This is a genomic window from Enterobacter sp. 2VL (assembly GCF_005503595.1).
GTDB classification, from domain to species: domain Bacteria; phylum Pseudomonadota; class Gammaproteobacteria; order Enterobacterales; family Enterobacteriaceae; genus Enterobacter; species Enterobacter cancerogenus.
Genome location: NZ_SCNE01000019.1, coordinates 1 through 15903, shown reverse-complemented (window position 1 = coordinate 15903; position 15903 = coordinate 1). Strand labels below are relative to the sequence as shown.

Here is a 15903-nt window from a genome sequence, read left to right as displayed (position 1 = left end):
CAGGCACGACGGTGCCGAAAGAAAGGCCGGATATACGAAAGCATCTTACTCCCGTTACACAAAACATGATTAGTGACTTGCATAACGGGAGGTGTCCATATACGGGTAAGGCGCAGCCGCCACCCGGCTTTTTTATTCCGGCGTACCGGAGTAAATATCGAAACGGTGCCCTTTCGTGGTCACCGCGTTGGTGGTCGCGACATCCGCCAGCGGCGGCGCGTAGTCAGGGCGTTTTACCACCACACGCTTTGTCGCCAGCAGACGAGCAGGCGCCAGCAAGCCATCCGCATCCAAATCCGGCCCCACCAGCGACTGAAATACCCGCATCTCTTTCTTCACCAGCGCACTTTTCTGCTTATGCGGGAACATGGGGTCAAGATAGACCACCTGCGGGCGTGGCGTGATGTCGGTGAGCGCCGTCAGGCTTGAGGCGTGGATCAGCTGCAGGCGCTCCTGCAGCCACGGGCCAATCTCCGGGTCGGCATAACCGCGCGCCAGGCCGTCGTCCAGAAGCGCGGCCACCACCGGATTACGTTCCAGCATCCGCACGCGGCACCCGACGGAGGCCAGCACAAAGGCGTCGCGCCCCAGTCCCGCCGTGGCATCCACCACGTCCGGAAGATAACTGCCCTTAATGCCGACCGCTTTCGCCACCGCCTCGCCGCGACCGCCGCCAAACTTGCGCCGGTGCGCCATCGCCCCGCCGATAAAATCGACAAAAATGCCGCCGAGCTTCGGCTCGTCGCGCTTGCGCAGTTCAAGATGCGCGGGCGTCATCACCAGCGCCATCAGGTTCTCTTCATCGTGCTCCAGCCCCCAGCGGGCCGCCAGAACAGATAAGGCGCCGTCTCCGGCGCCTGATTCATCTACTAAGCAGATCTTCACGTAACAATCAGCCTTTGATCCCGTAATGCTCCAGCATGGCATCCAGCTTCGGCTCACGGCCACGGAAGCGTTTGAACAGCGCCATCGGCTCTTCAGACCCGCCCCGCGTCAGGATGTTATCGAGGAACGACTGGCCGGTTTCGCGGTTGAAAATGCCTTCCTCTTCGAAGCGAGAGTATGCGTCTGCAGCCAGCACGTCGGCCCACAGGTAGCTGTAGTAACCTGCCGCGTAGCCGCCCGCAAAGATGTGGCTGAACGCGTGCGGGAAGCGGCCCCAGGTTGGCCCCGGAATAACGGCGACCTGTTTCTTAATTTCGGCCAGCGTTTCAAGGATTTTCGCCCCTTGCTCCGGGCTGAACTCGGCGTGCAGGCGGAAGTCGAACAGGCCGAACTCCAGCTGGCGCAGAATAAACATCGCCGCCTGGTAGTTTTTCGCCGCCAGCATTTTATCCAGCAGTTCTTTCGGCAGCGGTTCGCCGGTCTCATAGTGGCCGGAGATAAACGCCAGCGCGTCCGGCTCCCAGCACCAGTTTTCCATAAACTGGCTCGGCAGTTCGACCGCATCCCACGGTACACCGCTGATACCGGCAACGCCCGCGGTTTCGATGCGGGTCAGCATGTGGTGCAGACCGTGACCGAACTCGTGGAACAGGGTGATCACTTCGTCGTGGGTAAACAGCGCAGGTTTGCCGCTCACCGGACGGTTGAAGTTACAGGTCAGGTAGGCAACCGGCTTTTGCAGAGTACCGTCCGCTTTACGCATCTGGCCCACGCAGTCATCCATCCACGCCCCGCCGCGCTTGTTCTCACGCGCGTAAAGGTCCAGATAGAAGCTGCCGCGCAGTTCGTTTTTCTCGTCATACAGCTCGAAGAAACGCACGTCCGGATGCCAGACGTCGATATCTTTACGCTCTTTGGCGGTGATGCCGTAGATGCGTTGCACCACTTCGAACAGGCCGTTTACGGCTTTGTTTTCCGGGAAGTACGGGCGCAGCTGCTCGTCGCTGATGCTGTAAAGGTGCTGTTTCTGTTTTTCGCTGTAGTAAGCGATGTCCCACGGCTGCAGTTCGTCTACGCCAAACTCGGCCTTCGCGAATGCACGCAGCTGGGCCAGCTCTTTCTCACCCTGTGGACGGGCGCGTTTCGCGAGATCCGTCAGGAAGTCGAGCACCTGCTGCGGGTTCTCCGCCATTTTGGTCGCGAGGGACTTGTCGGCATAGTTTTCAAAGCCCAGCAGCTGCGCCAGCTCGTGACGCAGGGCGAGGATCTCGGCCATGACCGGGCTGTTGTCCCATTTGCCCGCGTTTGGTCCCTGGTCGGACGCGCGGGTGCTGTAGGCGCGGTACATCTCTTCACGCAACGCCTGGTTGTCGCAGTAGGTCATCACCGGCAGATAGCTTGGGATATCCAGCGTCAGCAGGAAACCGTCCTGCTCTTTGGCTTCGGCCTGTGCTTTCGCCGCCGCCAGCGCGCTTTCCGGCATCCCCGCAAGCTCGGCTTCGTCGGTAATCAGCTTCGTCCAGCCCATGGTGGCGTCGAGCACGTTGTTGCTGTACTGGTTGCCCAGCTCGGACAGACGCGCGGCGATTTCGCCGTAGCGCTTCTGCTTCTCTTTTGGCAGGCCAATCCCGGACAGCTCGAAATCACGCAGCGCGTTATCAACCGATTTTTTCTGCGCGGTATTGAGCGATGCGTAATGATCGCCGTCGCGCAGGTCGCGGTACGCTTTGTACAGCCCTTCGTGCTGACCAACCCAGGTGCTGTACTCCGAGAGCAGCGGCAGGGTTTGTTCATAGGCTTCGCGCAGTTCCGGGCTGTTTTTCACCGAGTTCAGGTGGCTGACCGGGGAGAAAATACGTCCCAGCACGTCGTCCACTTCGGCCAGCGGCTGACACAGATTTTCCCAGGTGTACGGCGCGCCCTGCGCTACCACGCTCTCTACCGCCGCGCGGCAGTTTTCCAGCGATTGGGTAACGGCTGGAACCACATGCTCGGGCAGAATTTTAGAAAACGGTGGCAACGAAAAAGGCGTCAGTAATGGATTGGTCATAAACGCTGTCCTGTTGAAATGAGTGAATGAAGCGCGCTTCCGGCGCTGTGCATATTGTTTGTGTAATGGGGATAAGTGTAGAGGATTTCAATGCCAGCCGTAGCGGAAAAGCGCCCGGTGACGCTGCGCTTCGTGGGCCTGCGGGTAATCTGTTCCGATCTGCTGTAAACTGTGGCAAATCGTCATTTTCAGCGGAATATCACTATCCATGCTCAGTTATCGCCACAGCTTTCACGCAGGCAACCACGCCGACGTTCTTAAACATACCGTTCAGAGCCTGATCATCGAGTCGCTCAAAGAGAAAGATAAGCCGTTTCTCTATCTGGACACCCACGCCGGCGCGGGCCGTTATCAGCTGAGCGGCGAGCACGCCGAGCGTACCGGTGAATATCTGGAAGGCATTGCCCGCGTCTGGCAGCAGGACGATCTGCCCGCCGAGCTGGAGCCATACATCGGCGTGGTGAATCACTTTAACCGCAGCGGCCAGCTGCGTTACTACCCGGGTTCACCGCTGATTGCCCGCCAGCTGCTGCGCGAGCAGGACAGCATTCAACTGACCGAACTGCACCCGAGCGACTTCCCGCTGCTGCGCTCTGAATTCCAGAAGGACAACCGCGCCCGCGTCGAAAAGGCCGATGGCTACCAGCAGTTGAAAGCCAAATTGCCGCCGGTTTCGCGCCGTGGCCTGGTGCTGATCGACCCGCCGTACGAAATCAAAACCGACTATCAGGCGGTGGTGACCGGCATTCACGAAGGCTATAAACGCTTTGCGACCGGCACCTACGCCCTGTGGTACCCGGTGGTGCTGCGCGCGCAAATCAAGCGCATGATTAAAGATCTGGAAGCTACCGGCATCCGCAAAATCCTGCAGATTGAGCTGGCGGTGCGCCCGGACAGCGACCAGCGCGGCATGACCGCCTCCGGCATGATTGTAATTAACCCGCCGTGGAAGCTCGAAGCGCAAATGAACAACGTGCTGCCCTGGCTGCACAAAACGCTGGTGCCCGCGGGTACAGGCCACGCCACCGTCAGCTGGATCGTGCCTGAGTAATCGCAGTCATTGGTGGAACCAATTGATTTCAGGTATACAATCGCGGCAATTCACGATTAAGGATAAAAGCTATGACTAAGCATTATGACTACATCGCAATCGGCGGCGGCAGCGGCGGCATCGCCTCGATCAACCGTGCGGCCATGTACGGCCAGAAGTGTGCGCTGATTGAAGCCAAAGCGCTGGGCGGCACCTGCGTGAACGTGGGCTGTGTACCGAAAAAAGTGATGTGGCATGCGGCGCAAATCCGTGAAGCTATCCATATGTATGGCCCGGACTACGGCTTCGACACCACCCTCAATAGCTTTGACTGGGACAAACTGATCGCCAGCCGTACCGCTTACATCGACCGGATCCATACCTCGTACGATAACGTGCTGGGCAAGAACAACGTTGACGTGATCCGCGGTTTCGCCCGTTTCGTCGATGCGAAAACGATCGAAGTGAACGGCGAGACGATCACCGCCGATCATATCCTGATCGCCACCGGCGGCCGTCCGAGCCACCCGGACATTCCGGGCGCGGAATACGGCATTGATTCTGACGGCTTCTTCGAGCTGCCTGCCCTGCCAAAACGCGTTGCGGTGGTCGGCGCGGGGTATATCGCGGTTGAGCTGGCGGGCGTGATCAACGGCCTGGGTGCTGAAGCGCACCTGTTCGTTCGTAAACACGCGCCGCTGCGCAGCTTTGACCCGCTGATCGTCGAAACGCTGGTGGAAGTGATGAACGCCGAAGGTCCAGCGCTGCACACCCATGCCGTACCGAAAGCCGTGATGAAAAATGACGATGGCAGCCTGACCCTGACGCTGGAAGACGGCCGCAGCCAGACCGTGGACTGTCTGATCTGGGCGATTGGTCGCGAACCGGCGAACGATACCTTCAACCTGGCGGTTACCGGCGTGAAAACCGATGAAAAAGGTTACATCGTCGTCGATAAATTCCAGAACACCAGCGTACCGGGCATTTATGCGGTAGGCGACAACACCGGCGCGGTTGAACTGACGCCGGTTGCCGTAGCAGCAGGCCGCCGCCTCTCCGAGCGTCTGTTTAACAACAAGCCGGACGAGCATCTGGACTACAGCAACATCCCGACCGTAGTCTTCAGCCACCCGCCGATTGGCACCGTCGGCTTAACCGAACCGCAGGCGCGTGAGCAGTACGGCGATGACCAGGTGAAAGTGTATAAATCGTCCTTTACCGCGATGTACACCGCCGTTACCTCTCACCGTCAGCCGTGCCGCATGAAGCTGGTCTGCGTTGGCGCGGACGAGAAGATTGTCGGTATTCACGGCATTGGCTTTGGTATGGACGAGATCCTGCAGGGCTTTGCGGTGGCGCTGAAAATGGGCGCGACGAAGAAAGATTTCGACAACACCGTGGCAATCCACCCGACGGCAGCGGAAGAGTTTGTCACCATGCGCTGATCGGACTTTACCGCGACAAAAACCGGCCCGCGGGCCGGTTTTTTTATGCCTGTGGCGGATAAACCCAGCGGGTGTACAAACGGTAACAAATTTACCCGCGACGCGCGGTGGAATTAACTAATCTTAGAAGGCGCTACGCGCTTGCCTGTTAATACGGATAAAGATTAGAGATATGAAAATGCACGTGAAGATCACCGCCAAACTGATGGCCAAAATGCACCTCGTCCTCGCGCTTGTATGGGCGATACTGACTATTCCGACCCTGCTGTGGTGGAAAAACAGTATCCTGTGGGTCTCATTGATGAGTATTTACGCCATCGTTATTTCCCATCTGGCCGCATATAGCGCCGCCCATGCGGAAAAGGCCGCCAGCAAGGCGATGGAAAAAAGTGAAGGTGCCAACCAGAAAGCACATCAAGCCGCTACTAGCCTTTCAGGCGATGCGCGACAGGCGCATTAAGCCCTGTATGAAAGCGTAAAAAACGCTGAGAATAGCGCTGGCGACAAGGGCATTTACCGTGAGCGCGGAATACTGAATGCTCCGAATTTTATTCCTGCCCTGTTCCCGAAAATTCTACACTAAAGATTGCTTAATCAATGAGATATTGAATTTTCACCGTATTTATATTCATTTTGAAAGCGTGATCAACCGCACACTTCGCACCGCATTAACCGAAGCGAATGTCTACGCTTAGAAGATGACCGGGAAAAACCCGTATTTGTTACGACAAAAACCGGAGGTCCTGAACACCATGTTCAACCAGAAACTACAGATTGTTGAGGATATCGAGTTCGACATTGCAGAAGAGCTGCGCTACGAAACCGATCCCTGTGAGTTAAAACTGGATGAGATGATCGAGGCAGAGCCGGAACCGGAAATGATTGAAGGGCTGCCGGCGTCCGATGCCCTGACGCCCGCAGACCGCTACCTTGAACTGTTTGAACACGTCCAGTCGTCGCGACTGTTTGCGGACAGCAAAACCTTCCCTGACTGCGCGCCCAAAATGGATCCGCTGGATATTCTGATCCGCTACCGCAAGGTGCGTCGCCATCGTGATTTTGACCTGGCGCGGTTCGTGGAGAATCATTTCTGGATGCCGGAGGACTACAGCAAAGAGTATATTTCGGACCCCGGCCTGTCCCTGAAAGAACACATTGATAACCTGTGGCCGGTGCTGACGCGCGAGCCGCAGGATCACATTCCCTGGTCATCGCTGCTGGCGCTGCCCCAGGCCTATATCGTGCCCGGCGGACGCTTCAGCGAGACCTACTACTGGGACTCCTATTTCTCCATGCTGGGTCTGGCGGAGAGTGGCCGTAACGACCTGCTGAAATGCATGGCGGATAACTTCGCCTGGCTGATTGAACGTTACGGGCATATTCCCAACGGCAACCGTACCTACTACCTCAGCCGCTCTCAGCCGCCGGTGTTTGCGCTGATGGTGGAGCTGTTCGAAGAGGACGGCGTGCGCGGTGCAAAGCGTTATCTTGATCACCTGAAAATGGAATATGCCTTCTGGATGGACGGCGCGGAGTCGCTGCTGCTCAACCAGGCCTATCGCAGCGCGGTGCGTATGCCGGACGGCTCGTTGCTGAACCGCTACTGGGACGACCGTGACACGCCGCGTGACGAATCCTGGATTGAGGATGTGGAAACGGCCCGTCATTCTGGCCGTCCGCCGAATGAGGTCTATCGTGACCTGCGCGCGGGGGCGGCCTCCGGCTGGGACTACTCCTCCCGCTGGCTGCGCGATCCGGGTCGGCTTGCCAGCATCCGGACCACCCAGTTTATCCCGATCGATTTGAACGCCTTCCTGTTCAAACTGGAAAGCGCGATCGCCAATATTTCGGCATCGAAAGGGGATAAAGAGACCGCCGAACAGTTCCGCCAGAAGGCCAGCGACCGCCGTGCCGCGGTGAACCGCTATCTGTGGGATGAAGAAAACGGCTGTTATCGCGATTACGACTGGCGACGCGAGGAGATGGCGCTGTTCTCTGCGGCAAGCATTGTGCCGCTTTACGTCGGGATGGCCACGCACGAGCAGGCCGAGCGGCTGTCGGACACGGTGAAAGCGCGCCTGCTGACTCCGGGCGGCATCATGGCAACCGAGTATGAGACCGGCGAGCAGTGGGATAAGCCGAATGGCTGGGCACCGCTGCAGTGGATGGCGATCCAGGGCTTCAAACAGTACGGCAATGATTCGCTGGGCGATGAGATTGCGTGGAGCTGGTTGCAGACGGTCAACGTCTTCTACAAAACGCATCACAAGATGATCGAGAAGTACCACATCGCCAGCAGCACCCCGCGCGAAGGTGGCGGGGGGGAATATCCTCTGCAGGACGGATTCGGCTGGACCAACGGCGTGGTGCGCCGATTGATTGGGTTGTACGGAGAGCCGTGAGTGGGGTGCGGTCTGATGCCCTCACCCCGGCCCTCTCCCACTGGGAGAGGGAGAAAACTAGCGAATCACATCATAAATGGCGGTCTGAATAGACTGCCATTTTTTCGTTGTCGCATCCGGTTGTGCCAGCGCCCGGCGCTTCGCCATGTCCGCGTCGTGCTGCTGGCGCTTCACCACCGCCGGGACGGTGCAGAACGCTTTTAAAAATTGCTTACGCATTGACGTCAGCGGTTCACCGTTCGACATAGCGTGGCTAAGCGTGTTGATAAAGCGGCGGCACGGCTTCTGCTCGACCATCTGCGGGTGATAGCGCAGCAACAGCTCCAGCACGTCATCATAATCCGCTGACAGCGCCTGCTCTGTCCACGACACCTTCCAGTCCATCCCGCCCTGCAGGAACAGCAGCGCAACGCGGGTATCGTTACGGTTGATGGCGGAACGGAAGTTACTCTCGTCCCAGGTGACGCCCATCCGCGTTAGCGTCTCGCGCGAGGACGGGGTTTCGCGCATTTCCTGTGGCGGGGACGGCTCGGCGGCGCGTGCCGTGGCCTGCTGAGGTTTGCTGCTGGTGACCAACCAAAATCCTCCGACGACAATGGCAATCACCATCACCCCCACGGCGCCCCACAGCGCGCCCGAGATAAGCTGCTCGCGCTGTTCAGGCGAACGCGGCGCGCGCTGGGTCGGTTTTTCAATGGTATCGCGCACTTCAAAGAGATCGCCGCCGGTGATACGGTCCATCTTCTGCGCATTTTCCCAGAAGGCATGCAGCCCGGCGGCATCCACCGCCATCAGCCCTGCCGGGTTGATACGGGTTCGCCCCTCTTCAAACGCGCGCTGTACGGGGCGGGTAATCTGGGAATAGTAGTTATCCAGCAGCTGTATTTGCGCCGGGCTCAGCGCCTGCTGCACCGTAATGTTATTGCGGATGTGCCGAATATCTTCGAGGAAGGTTTGCAGGGTTTTACGAGGCTCGACCAGCAAGGTCAGCATCATCGGGTCGTTAAACAAAGATGAGTAATAGCGGCTAAATTCGCGTTTATCCACCAGCATTTGTGCCAGTTCGCTGAACATCATGCCGCTCAGGACGTCGTTAATTTCCCCCATTTTCAGCCAGCGGCGCACGCGGTCGGCGTTGAACAGGGTTTTAAGATGGTTGTTCAGCCGGGTCGGATCGGGCCACGCCTGCTGGATCAGCCCTTTAATCATCAACTCAATCGCCCGAACCTGCTTGTGCGCCTGCTGCTGTTGCTGCTCGCTACCGGGCATCAGGTCGGTACTGTAGGTCAGCAGCGGCTGTTGCAGGCGCAGGTGCTCCAGCGTGGTGACGAAGCGCATCGCGGCAATCAGCTGATTTTCGCTGACGTCCTGACCGCTTTCGTACTGCGGAACGCGCTGCTGCAGAAGGCGCAGCTGGAGCGTAAATTCCGACATTTCAGCGTCGTTCAGGTTGAGCTGCTTCGCCACGCCCGTCCATCCCCCCTGGGCCAGGCGGGCGCTGTCCAGTTGCTCAAGGAACCAGCGCGGATCTTTACCTTCAGAGACATGCACATTCAGGAGAAGTAATATTTCCACCGACGCCTGACGAATAACCGCCAGGCAGTGTTCAAACTGCTCACGAATATGATGTGATGTGCTGAGTGTCATTATTTTCCTTGAGAGGCAACGAATACACCAAAGTGGACCACGCGCAGGTCGTTTTTCTTTTTATTTATACGACGTTATAAACATACCTGACTTTTTGTTGAAATAAAGTGACAACTCTATAATCCTGATAAATGTCTCCGGAGAAGCCCCATGGTTGGTTTTACCACATCACGCCTCACCTGCTCGCCGCTGCAGGAACAGGACTGGCCCTTTTTTCTGGCCCTGCAGCAGCACCCGGACGTGATGCGTTTTATCGCAGAAGCGCGCCCGGAGGCGGAGATCCGCGTCGCATTTGATTCCCGACTCACCCCGTGGGAACCCGGCAGCCCGCACTGGCTCTGTCTGGTGGTGCGTGATACCGCCAGCCAGACGCCGCTGGGGGTGACGGGATACATTCATCGTGAAGATGATTGTGCCGAAGTGGGCTTTCTGTTCGCCCCGTCAGCGCAGGGGAAAGGTTACGGATATGAGTCGCTGGTGGCGCTGCGGGATTTCGCCTTCGATGAGGGAAAAATTCGTCGGCTGACGGCGACCGTGACGGCGGGCAACATGGCCTCGCGGGGGCTGCTTGAAAAGGCGGGTTTCCGGCTGGAAGGTGAGCTGCGCGAGAGCTATCAGCTGGCCGGACGCTGGCATAACGACTGGCTGTTCGGTCTGCTGAAAAAGGACGTTCTCGCCAGCCATCGGTGATCCACAGCCATTTGGCGGATATGTCCTGTACATCGTTTCCTCTACAGTAGCGTCAGAAAGAGGAAACGTATATGAATGGTTACTCGCTTCAACTATCGCTTGCTGCCGTAGAGTTAATTAAAAAACAGCAGGGACTTTCCCTTGAGAAGTATCGGGATGCACAGGGTGTGTGGGTCATTGGATATGGCCACGTTATTCGCGCGTGGGAACGTTTTGACATCATCATCACGCCCGACGATGCAGACATGCTGCTGGAGAACGACCTGCGCATATGCGAGGCGCTGCTAAGGGAAAATATCACCCGGCCTTTGACCCAGCGGCAGCACGATACGCTGGTGGCATGGATATTTAGCCTGGGTGATACCCCCCTTTCAGAAACGGCGCTGCATCAGGCCGTCATGCGGGTGTAGATCATCGCTGCCTGGGTACGGTTTTTGACGTCCAGCCGACGAAAAACCGTCTCAAGATGGGCTTTTACCGTCGCGGCGCTAATGTTCAGCGAGCGTCCAATTTCTTTATTCGACTCCCCGGCGGCCAGCAGCTTGAGCACGTCGTGCTGGCGGTCGCTCAGAGCAGACAGCTCCTGCTGCGGCTGTGGCTGAAGCCACTCTCCCGGCATGCATGCCATCCCGGCACAGACCGAATCCAGCGCGGCGCTGAAGATTTCCGGGCGGGCGTTGCGGGGAACGATCGCCATGACGTTGCGCTTCATCAACTGCTCGACCCACCGTGGATCTTTCCTGGATAACACCATAACGACCCGCGCCCCCGGAAAGCGGTACACGATCTCCTCAAGCAGGGCCATGCCGTCATCCTGAATGATGTTGCCATCAATCATGACAATCGCGGAAGGTGATGCAGACAAAAGTGTCCAAAATTCATCAGCCTGACGGGTACCTGTGATATTTAATTCCGGAATTAACTGCTGCAGACTGTTCATCGCTCCATGAATAAATATTGACTGCCTGTCAAACATGATTACTCGCATTGTTTTCCTCCCTCTGAGAAACGCGAGGGGGGATTCTAGCGGGGAGGAATTTAAGATAAAACTCAATGAACGGCCAGGTTACAAATCACCGGCCGTTCGTAAAATCTGCCGCGAATTCGACACATCTGTCTTAAGGATTTTCTTAAGTCCGTTGGGTTTTCGCTTACAGGAACATCCCGCCCGACACTTCGATCCGTTGCGCGTTCATCCAGCCCAGCCTGTCGCTGAGCAGCGCCACGATGGCATTGCCAATGTCGTCCGGCAGGCCCACGCGCCCCAGCGCCGTTTGCGCGGCCAGCTGCTGATTAAGCCCTGCGTTGTCGCGCACGCGTCCGCCGCCAAAATCGGTTTCAATCGCGCCGGGGGCGATGATATTGACGGCGATACCGCGCGCGCCCAACTCTTTCGCCTGATAGCGGGTTAATACCTCCATCGCCCCCTTCATGGCCGCATAGGTGCCGGAACCGGGCTGGGTGAAACGGGCCAGCCCGCTCGACACGTTCAGGATCCGCCCGCCGTCGTTCATCATTGGCAGCAGACGTTGGGTGAGGAAGAACGGGCCTTTAAAATGGATGTTCAGCGCCTCGTCAAACTGCGCTTCCGTCGTCTCGGTATAGGGAGCGTACAGGCCCGTCCCCGCATTGTTTACTAAATAATCAAACCTGTCGCGCTGCCATACGGTCTGGAGGATCTCCTGCATGCGTTGAGCGAAGCCCTCAAAACTGGCAATATCGCCGACGTTAAGCTGCAATGCTGCCGCTTTGCCGCCGTTGGCTTCAATGTCATGCACGACGTCCAGCGCTTCCTGCTGGCTGCTGTTCCACGTCAGGATAATGCCCACGCCCTCGGCGGCCAGCTTTAACACCGCGTTTTTACCCAGTCCACGGCTCCCGCCGGTCACTAATGCAATACGTTCGTTCATAAGAAACCTCGTTTCGGTTGTTATGGAGATTGAGTAAGAGCTTATTAGGTGATAGAAAATCAATAAAGAGAGCAAAAAACGCTTCACTGTTTCAGTTTGAATAACAATGAGCCGCGCCTATGGATAAAATTCACGCAATGCAGCTTTTCCTCCGCGTCGCTGAACTGGAGAGTTTTTCCCGTGCGGCAGAGACGCTGAGCCTGCCGAAGGGGAGCGTTTCCCGGCAAATTCAGGCGCTGGAAAACCAGCTGGGCACGCAGCTGTTGCACCGCACCACGCGGCGCGTGAGCCTGACGCAGGACGGCATGGTCTATTACGAGCGGGCAAAAGATCTGCTCACCAATCTCGACGAACTGGACGGCATGTTCCAGCACGACCCCTCAAGCATCAGCGGGCGCCTGCGCGTGGATATGCCGGTCGGCGTTGCTCGAAATTTAGTCATCCCGAAACTGCCGGCTTTTTTGCAGCAGTATCCCGGTATTGAACTGGAGCTGAGCAGCAGCGACCGCCTGGTGGATGTGATTCGGGAAGGATTCGACTGCGTGGTTCGCGTGGGTGCGCTAAAGGACTCCGGGCTTATCGCCCGCCCGCTCGGCAAACTGTCGGTGATTAACTGCGCCAGCCCGGACTATCTGACGCGTTTCGGCTATCCTGAGACGCTGGACGACCTGGCCTCGCATGCGGTCATCCACTACTCTGCGACGCTGGGCACGCGGCCGCAGGGGTTTGAGTTCTATAACGGCAGCACCACGCAGTGGGTTAAAACGGGCGGAGTACTGACGGTTAACAGCACGGAGACGTACCAGGCCGCCTGCATTGCCGGGCTGGGTATTATTCAGGTGCCTCGCGTCGGGGTGCGTGATGCGCTCCGCGCCAGGAAGCTCACGGAGATCCTTCCCCAGTATCGCGCTGAGCCGATGCCCGTTTCACTGATTTATCCCCACCGCCGCAACCTCTCCCGCCGGGTGCATCTGTTCATGGAATGGCTCACTGAACTCACAAAAGCTTACGTGGACTAGCCGCAAGCTATAATTCAATAACATCCAGCCAAACGAAAAAGGAAAATGCGCGTGACGCCGGAAAATAACCCGCAACGACCCACTCAAGAATTAGATTACGATCCCATCAAAAAGATGGACACCAAACCGGAAGAGGAGAAAACGCCGGACAAACCCAACTCGGCGCTCGCGGCGGTGACCAGCACAGCGGAAAAAATTCAGCGCCGTCCGATGATTGCGCATCTCATTCGCGCCGCCGAACGCTTCAACGACCGTATGGGGAACCAGTTTGGCGCGGCTATAACCTACTTCTCCTTCCTGTCGATGATCCCGATCCTGATGGTCTCTTTTGCCGCCGCCGGTTTTGTGCTGGCATCGCATCCGACGCTTTTGCAGGACATCTTCAATAAAATTTTGACCAACGTCAGCGACCAGACGCTCGCCACCACGCTCAAAAGCACCATCAATACTGCCGTGCAGCAGCGTACCACCGTCGGGATCGTCGGCCTGCTGATTGCGCTCTACTCGGGCGTGAACTGGATGGGCAACCTGCGCGAAGCCATCCGCGCGCAGTCGCGCGATGTGTGGGAGCGCACGCCGCAGGATCAGGAGAAAATCTGGGTAAAATATTTCCGCGATTTTATCTCGCTGATAGGCCTGCTGGTGGCGCTGGTGGTGACCCTTTCCATCACCTCCGTCGCAGGGTCGGCGCAGCAGATGATTATCTCCGCACTCTACCTGGATTACATCGACTGGCTGAAGCCCGCCTGGCGCGGCATCGGGCTTGCGATCTCCATCTTTGCTAACTACCTGCTGTTCTTCTGGATCTTCTGGCGATTGCCGCGCCACCGCCCGCGCAAGAAGGCGCTGATCCGCGGGACATTCATTGCGGCAGTAGGTTTTGAGGTGATTAAAATCGTGATGACCTACACCCTGCCTTCGCTGGTCAAATCGCCGTCCGGCGCGGCGTTTGGTTCGGTGCTGGGGCTGATGGCGTTCTTCTACTTCTTTGCCCGTCTGACGCTGTTCTGCGCCGCATGGATTGCCACCGCAGAGTACAAAGATGACCCGCGCATGCCGGGCAAAACGCACCGCTAAACAGCGTATCGGGCTGAAATGTCAGCCCGATTCATCATTTCAGCATATAAATCCAGTCCGTAACTTTTATTTAACCAAAAACCAGTTTTATCCGCTGATATTTAAAAACTGTGAAGCATTTCATGGAAGGGATTTTGCTGGTCTGAATATTATCCGCTTTTTGTTGATTTTATCGCCAGCACGCAGGTTTGTTACAGATTGAAATGTCGCTTTTGCTATGCCTAATATGGCCGTTCGTTCGTCCAAAAATAAGAAAATATTATGCAAGCAACAGCCACCACACTCGACTCCGAAGCGGAACAGGTTCCGTTAAACTCGCGCAATAAAGTCGTCGTCGCCTCGCTGATTGGCACCGCCATTGAGTTCTTCGACTTTTACATTTACGCCACCGCGGCGGTTATTGTCTTCCCGCATATCTTCTTCCCGCAGGGCGACCCGACGGCAGCCACGCTCCAGTCTCTGGCAACCTTCGCCATCGCCTTCGTGGCGCGTCCGATTGGCTCGGCGCTATTTGGACACTTTGGCGACCGCGTGGGTCGCAAGGTCACGCTGGTGGCTTCGCTGCTGACGATGGGCATCTCCACCGTGGCGATTGGCCTGCTGCCGACCTATGAAACCATCGGCATTCTGGCACCGGTCCTGCTGGCACTGGCGCGTTTTGGTCAGGGGTTGGGCCTCGGCGGTGAATGGGGTGGCGCGGCGCTGCTGGCGACCGAGAACGCCCCGGCGCACAAGCGCGCGCTGTATGGCTCCTTCCCGCAGCTGGGCGCGCCGATTGGCTTCTTCTTTGCCAACGGCACCTTCCTGCTGCTCTCGTGGCTGCTGACGGACGAACAGTTCATGAGCTGGGGCTGGCGTATTCCGTTTATCTTCTCGGCGGTGCTGGTGCTGATTGGCCTGTATGTGCGGGTCTCCCTGCACGAGACGCCGGTCTTCGCCAAAGTGGCGGCGGCTAAAAAACAGGTGAAAGTGCCGCTGGGTACGCTGCTGACCAAACACGTCCGCGTGACCGTGCTCGGCACTTTTATCATGCTGGCGACCTATACGCTGTTCTACATCATGACCGTCTACTCCATGACCTACAGCACCGCCGCTGCGCCGGTTGGCCTGGGGCTGCCGCGTAATGAAGTGCTGTGGATGCTGATGATGGCGGTCATTGGTTTTGGCGTGATGGTGCCGGTTGCGGGCCTGCTGGCCGACAAGTTTGGCCGTCGCGCGAGCATGATTGTGATCACCTCGCTGATTATTCTGTTTGCCCTGTTTGTCTTCCCGCCGCTGCTGAGTTCGGGTAGCCCTGCGCTGGTGATGGCTTATCTGCTGATTGGCCTGAGCCTGATGGGGCTGACCTTTGGCCCAATGGGCGCGCTGCTGCCGGAGCTGTTCCCGACCGAAGTGCGTTACACCGGCGCCTCGTTCTCCTATAACGTCTCGTCGATTCTGGGGGCATCCGTTGCGCCATATATCGCGACCTGGCTGCAGGCGAATTATGGTCTGTTCTATGTCGGGGTCTATCTGGCGGCCATGGCGGCGCTGACGCTGATAGCGCTGCTGCTGACGCATGAGACAAAGCATCAGTCGTTATAAACGTAAAAAGGCAACGCAAGTTGCCTTTTTTAGTGTTTGCTCCCTCTCCCTGTGGGTGTACGGTCCGGGGACATCGTGAACACTTGTTCGGGGACATGGTAGACACTTACAACTAAGGCATAAGAACCCGTTTATGGAGTCGCTTATGCCCTGGGATGCGAGAG

Annotated in this window: 15 protein-coding genes; 9 read left to right on the top strand and 6 right to left on the bottom strand. The window is 57.5% G+C overall.

Annotation, left to right across the window (positions count from 1 at the left end):
- Positions 1–132: 132 nt before the first annotated feature.
- The 3 genes from rsmJ to FFS28_RS21865 all read right to left on the bottom strand — a co-directional run bounded on the left by rsmJ (position 133) and on the right by FFS28_RS21865 (position 3145).
- On the bottom strand, positions 133–885 hold the full coding sequence (rsmJ, locus tag FFS28_RS21620) for a 16S rRNA (guanine(1516)-N(2))-methyltransferase RsmJ (protein WP_137903925.1): 753 nt from the start codon (positions 883–885) through the stop codon (positions 133–135).
- A 7-nt stretch (positions 886–892) separates the two neighbouring features.
- A complete protein-coding gene (gene prlC / locus FFS28_RS21615) occupies positions 893–2935 on the bottom strand; it encodes an oligopeptidase A (protein WP_058609749.1) in 2043 nt (680 codons plus the stop codon).
- An 87-nt stretch (positions 2936–3022) separates the two neighbouring features.
- Positions 3023–3145 carry a hypothetical protein gene (locus FFS28_RS21865; RefSeq protein WP_283204950.1) on the bottom strand — a complete coding sequence of 41 codons (123 nt, stop codon included), beginning with the start codon at positions 3143–3145 and terminating at the stop codon, positions 3023–3025.
- On the opposite strand from FFS28_RS21865, the gene FFS28_RS21610 reads away from it, so the two are divergent.
- The 4 genes from FFS28_RS21610 (at position 3144) to FFS28_RS21595 (ending at position 7812) form a co-directional block, all read left to right on the top strand.
- On the top strand, positions 3144–3986 hold the full coding sequence (locus FFS28_RS21610) for a 23S rRNA (adenine(2030)-N(6))-methyltransferase RlmJ (RefSeq protein WP_137903924.1): 843 nt from the start codon (positions 3144–3146) through the stop codon (positions 3984–3986). The two genes, FFS28_RS21865 and FFS28_RS21610, sit on opposite strands and share 2 nt — an antisense overlap.
- Positions 3987–4057: 71 nt before the next feature.
- Positions 4058–5410: a glutathione-disulfide reductase gene (gene gorA, locus FFS28_RS21605; RefSeq protein WP_137903923.1), complete on the top strand. Its 1353-nt coding sequence runs from the start codon at positions 4058–4060 to the stop codon at positions 5408–5410.
- Between the two features lie 172 nt (positions 5411–5582).
- Positions 5583–5870, top strand: coding sequence for a hypothetical protein (locus FFS28_RS21600; protein ID WP_006178000.1), 288 nt, complete (start codon positions 5583–5585; stop codon positions 5868–5870).
- A gap of 292 nt (positions 5871–6162) precedes the next feature.
- Complete coding sequence (locus FFS28_RS21595; protein WP_042322257.1) at positions 6163–7812, top strand: alpha,alpha-trehalase; 1650 nt, start codon at positions 6163–6165, stop codon at positions 7810–7812.
- Positions 7813–7869: 57 nt separating this feature from the next.
- Here FFS28_RS21595 and FFS28_RS21590 read toward each other — a convergent pair whose 3' ends face one another.
- Positions 7870–9459 (bottom strand): STY4199 family HEPN domain-containing protein, encoded by a 1590-nt coding sequence (locus tag FFS28_RS21590; protein WP_137903922.1) that lies wholly within the window; start codon positions 9457–9459, stop codon positions 7870–7872.
- A 150-nt stretch (positions 9460–9609) separates the two neighbouring features.
- Here FFS28_RS21590 and FFS28_RS21585 point away from each other — a divergent pair, with 150 nt between their 5' ends.
- Both FFS28_RS21585 and FFS28_RS21580 read left to right on the top strand, forming a co-directional pair.
- Positions 9610–10149 carry a GNAT family N-acetyltransferase gene (locus FFS28_RS21585; RefSeq protein ID WP_137903921.1) on the top strand — a complete coding sequence of 180 codons (540 nt, stop codon included), beginning with the start codon at positions 9610–9612 and terminating at the stop codon, positions 10147–10149.
- 71 nt (positions 10150–10220) lie between these two features.
- Entirely contained in the window at positions 10221–10559 is a 339-nt protein-coding gene (locus tag FFS28_RS21580; RefSeq protein WP_137903920.1) for a lysozyme, read from the top strand.
- On the opposite strand, the gene FFS28_RS21575 is transcribed toward FFS28_RS21580, so the two are convergent.
- Complete coding sequence (locus FFS28_RS21575) at positions 10538–11137, bottom strand: response regulator transcription factor (protein ID WP_058609744.1); 600 nt, start codon at positions 11135–11137, stop codon at positions 10538–10540. The genes FFS28_RS21580 and FFS28_RS21575 overlap by 22 nt on opposite strands.
- A 163-nt stretch (positions 11138–11300) precedes the next feature.
- Complete coding sequence (locus FFS28_RS21570; protein WP_137903919.1) at positions 11301–12059, bottom strand: SDR family NAD(P)-dependent oxidoreductase; 759 nt, start codon at positions 12057–12059, stop codon at positions 11301–11303.
- A 119-nt stretch (positions 12060–12178) separates the two neighbouring features.
- Here FFS28_RS21570 and FFS28_RS21565 point away from each other — a divergent pair, with 119 nt between their 5' ends.
- From FFS28_RS21565 to FFS28_RS21555, 3 genes are all read left to right on the top strand, one after another.
- Complete coding sequence (locus FFS28_RS21565) at positions 12179–13078, top strand: LysR family transcriptional regulator (RefSeq protein ID WP_006178014.1); 900 nt, start codon at positions 12179–12181, stop codon at positions 13076–13078.
- A gap of 51 nt (positions 13079–13129) precedes the next feature.
- A complete protein-coding gene (gene yhjD, locus FFS28_RS21560; protein ID WP_058609773.1) occupies positions 13130–14155 on the top strand; it encodes an inner membrane protein YhjD in 1026 nt (341 codons plus the stop codon).
- A 261-nt stretch (positions 14156–14416) separates the two neighbouring features.
- Positions 14417–15739 (top strand): MFS transporter, encoded by a 1323-nt coding sequence (locus tag FFS28_RS21555; RefSeq protein ID WP_088209265.1) that lies wholly within the window; start codon positions 14417–14419, stop codon positions 15737–15739.
- The last annotated feature ends 164 nt before the right edge of the window (positions 15740–15903 follow it).

Coding starts and splice junctions, on each gene's coding strand:
- prlC (WP_058609749.1), bottom strand. CDS start 2,935: ATGACCAATCCATTACTGACGCCTTTTTCGTTGCCACCGTTTTCTAAA.
- FFS28_RS21610 (WP_137903924.1), top strand. CDS start 3,144: ATGCTCAGTTATCGCCACAGCTTTCACGCAGGCAACCACGCCGACGTT.
- FFS28_RS21865 (WP_283204950.1), bottom strand. CDS start 3,145: ATGGATAGTGATATTCCGCTGAAAATGACGATTTGCCACAGTTTACAG.
- gorA (WP_137903923.1), top strand. CDS start 4,058: ATGACTAAGCATTATGACTACATCGCAATCGGCGGCGGCAGCGGCGGC.
- FFS28_RS21600 (WP_006178000.1), top strand. CDS start 5,583: ATGAAAATGCACGTGAAGATCACCGCCAAACTGATGGCCAAAATGCAC.
- FFS28_RS21595 (WP_042322257.1), top strand. CDS start 6,163: ATGTTCAACCAGAAACTACAGATTGTTGAGGATATCGAGTTCGACATT.
- FFS28_RS21590 (WP_137903922.1), bottom strand. CDS start 9,459: ATGACACTCAGCACATCACATCATATTCGTGAGCAGTTTGAACACTGC.
- FFS28_RS21585 (WP_137903921.1), top strand. CDS start 9,610: ATGGTTGGTTTTACCACATCACGCCTCACCTGCTCGCCGCTGCAGGAA.
- FFS28_RS21580 (WP_137903920.1), top strand. CDS start 10,221: ATGAATGGTTACTCGCTTCAACTATCGCTTGCTGCCGTAGAGTTAATT.
- FFS28_RS21575 (WP_058609744.1), bottom strand. CDS start 11,137: ATGCGAGTAATCATGTTTGACAGGCAGTCAATATTTATTCATGGAGCG.
- FFS28_RS21570 (WP_137903919.1), bottom strand. CDS start 12,059: ATGAACGAACGTATTGCATTAGTGACCGGCGGGAGCCGTGGACTGGGT.
- FFS28_RS21565 (WP_006178014.1), top strand. CDS start 12,179: ATGGATAAAATTCACGCAATGCAGCTTTTCCTCCGCGTCGCTGAACTG.
- FFS28_RS21555 (WP_088209265.1), top strand. CDS start 14,417: ATGCAAGCAACAGCCACCACACTCGACTCCGAAGCGGAACAGGTTCCG.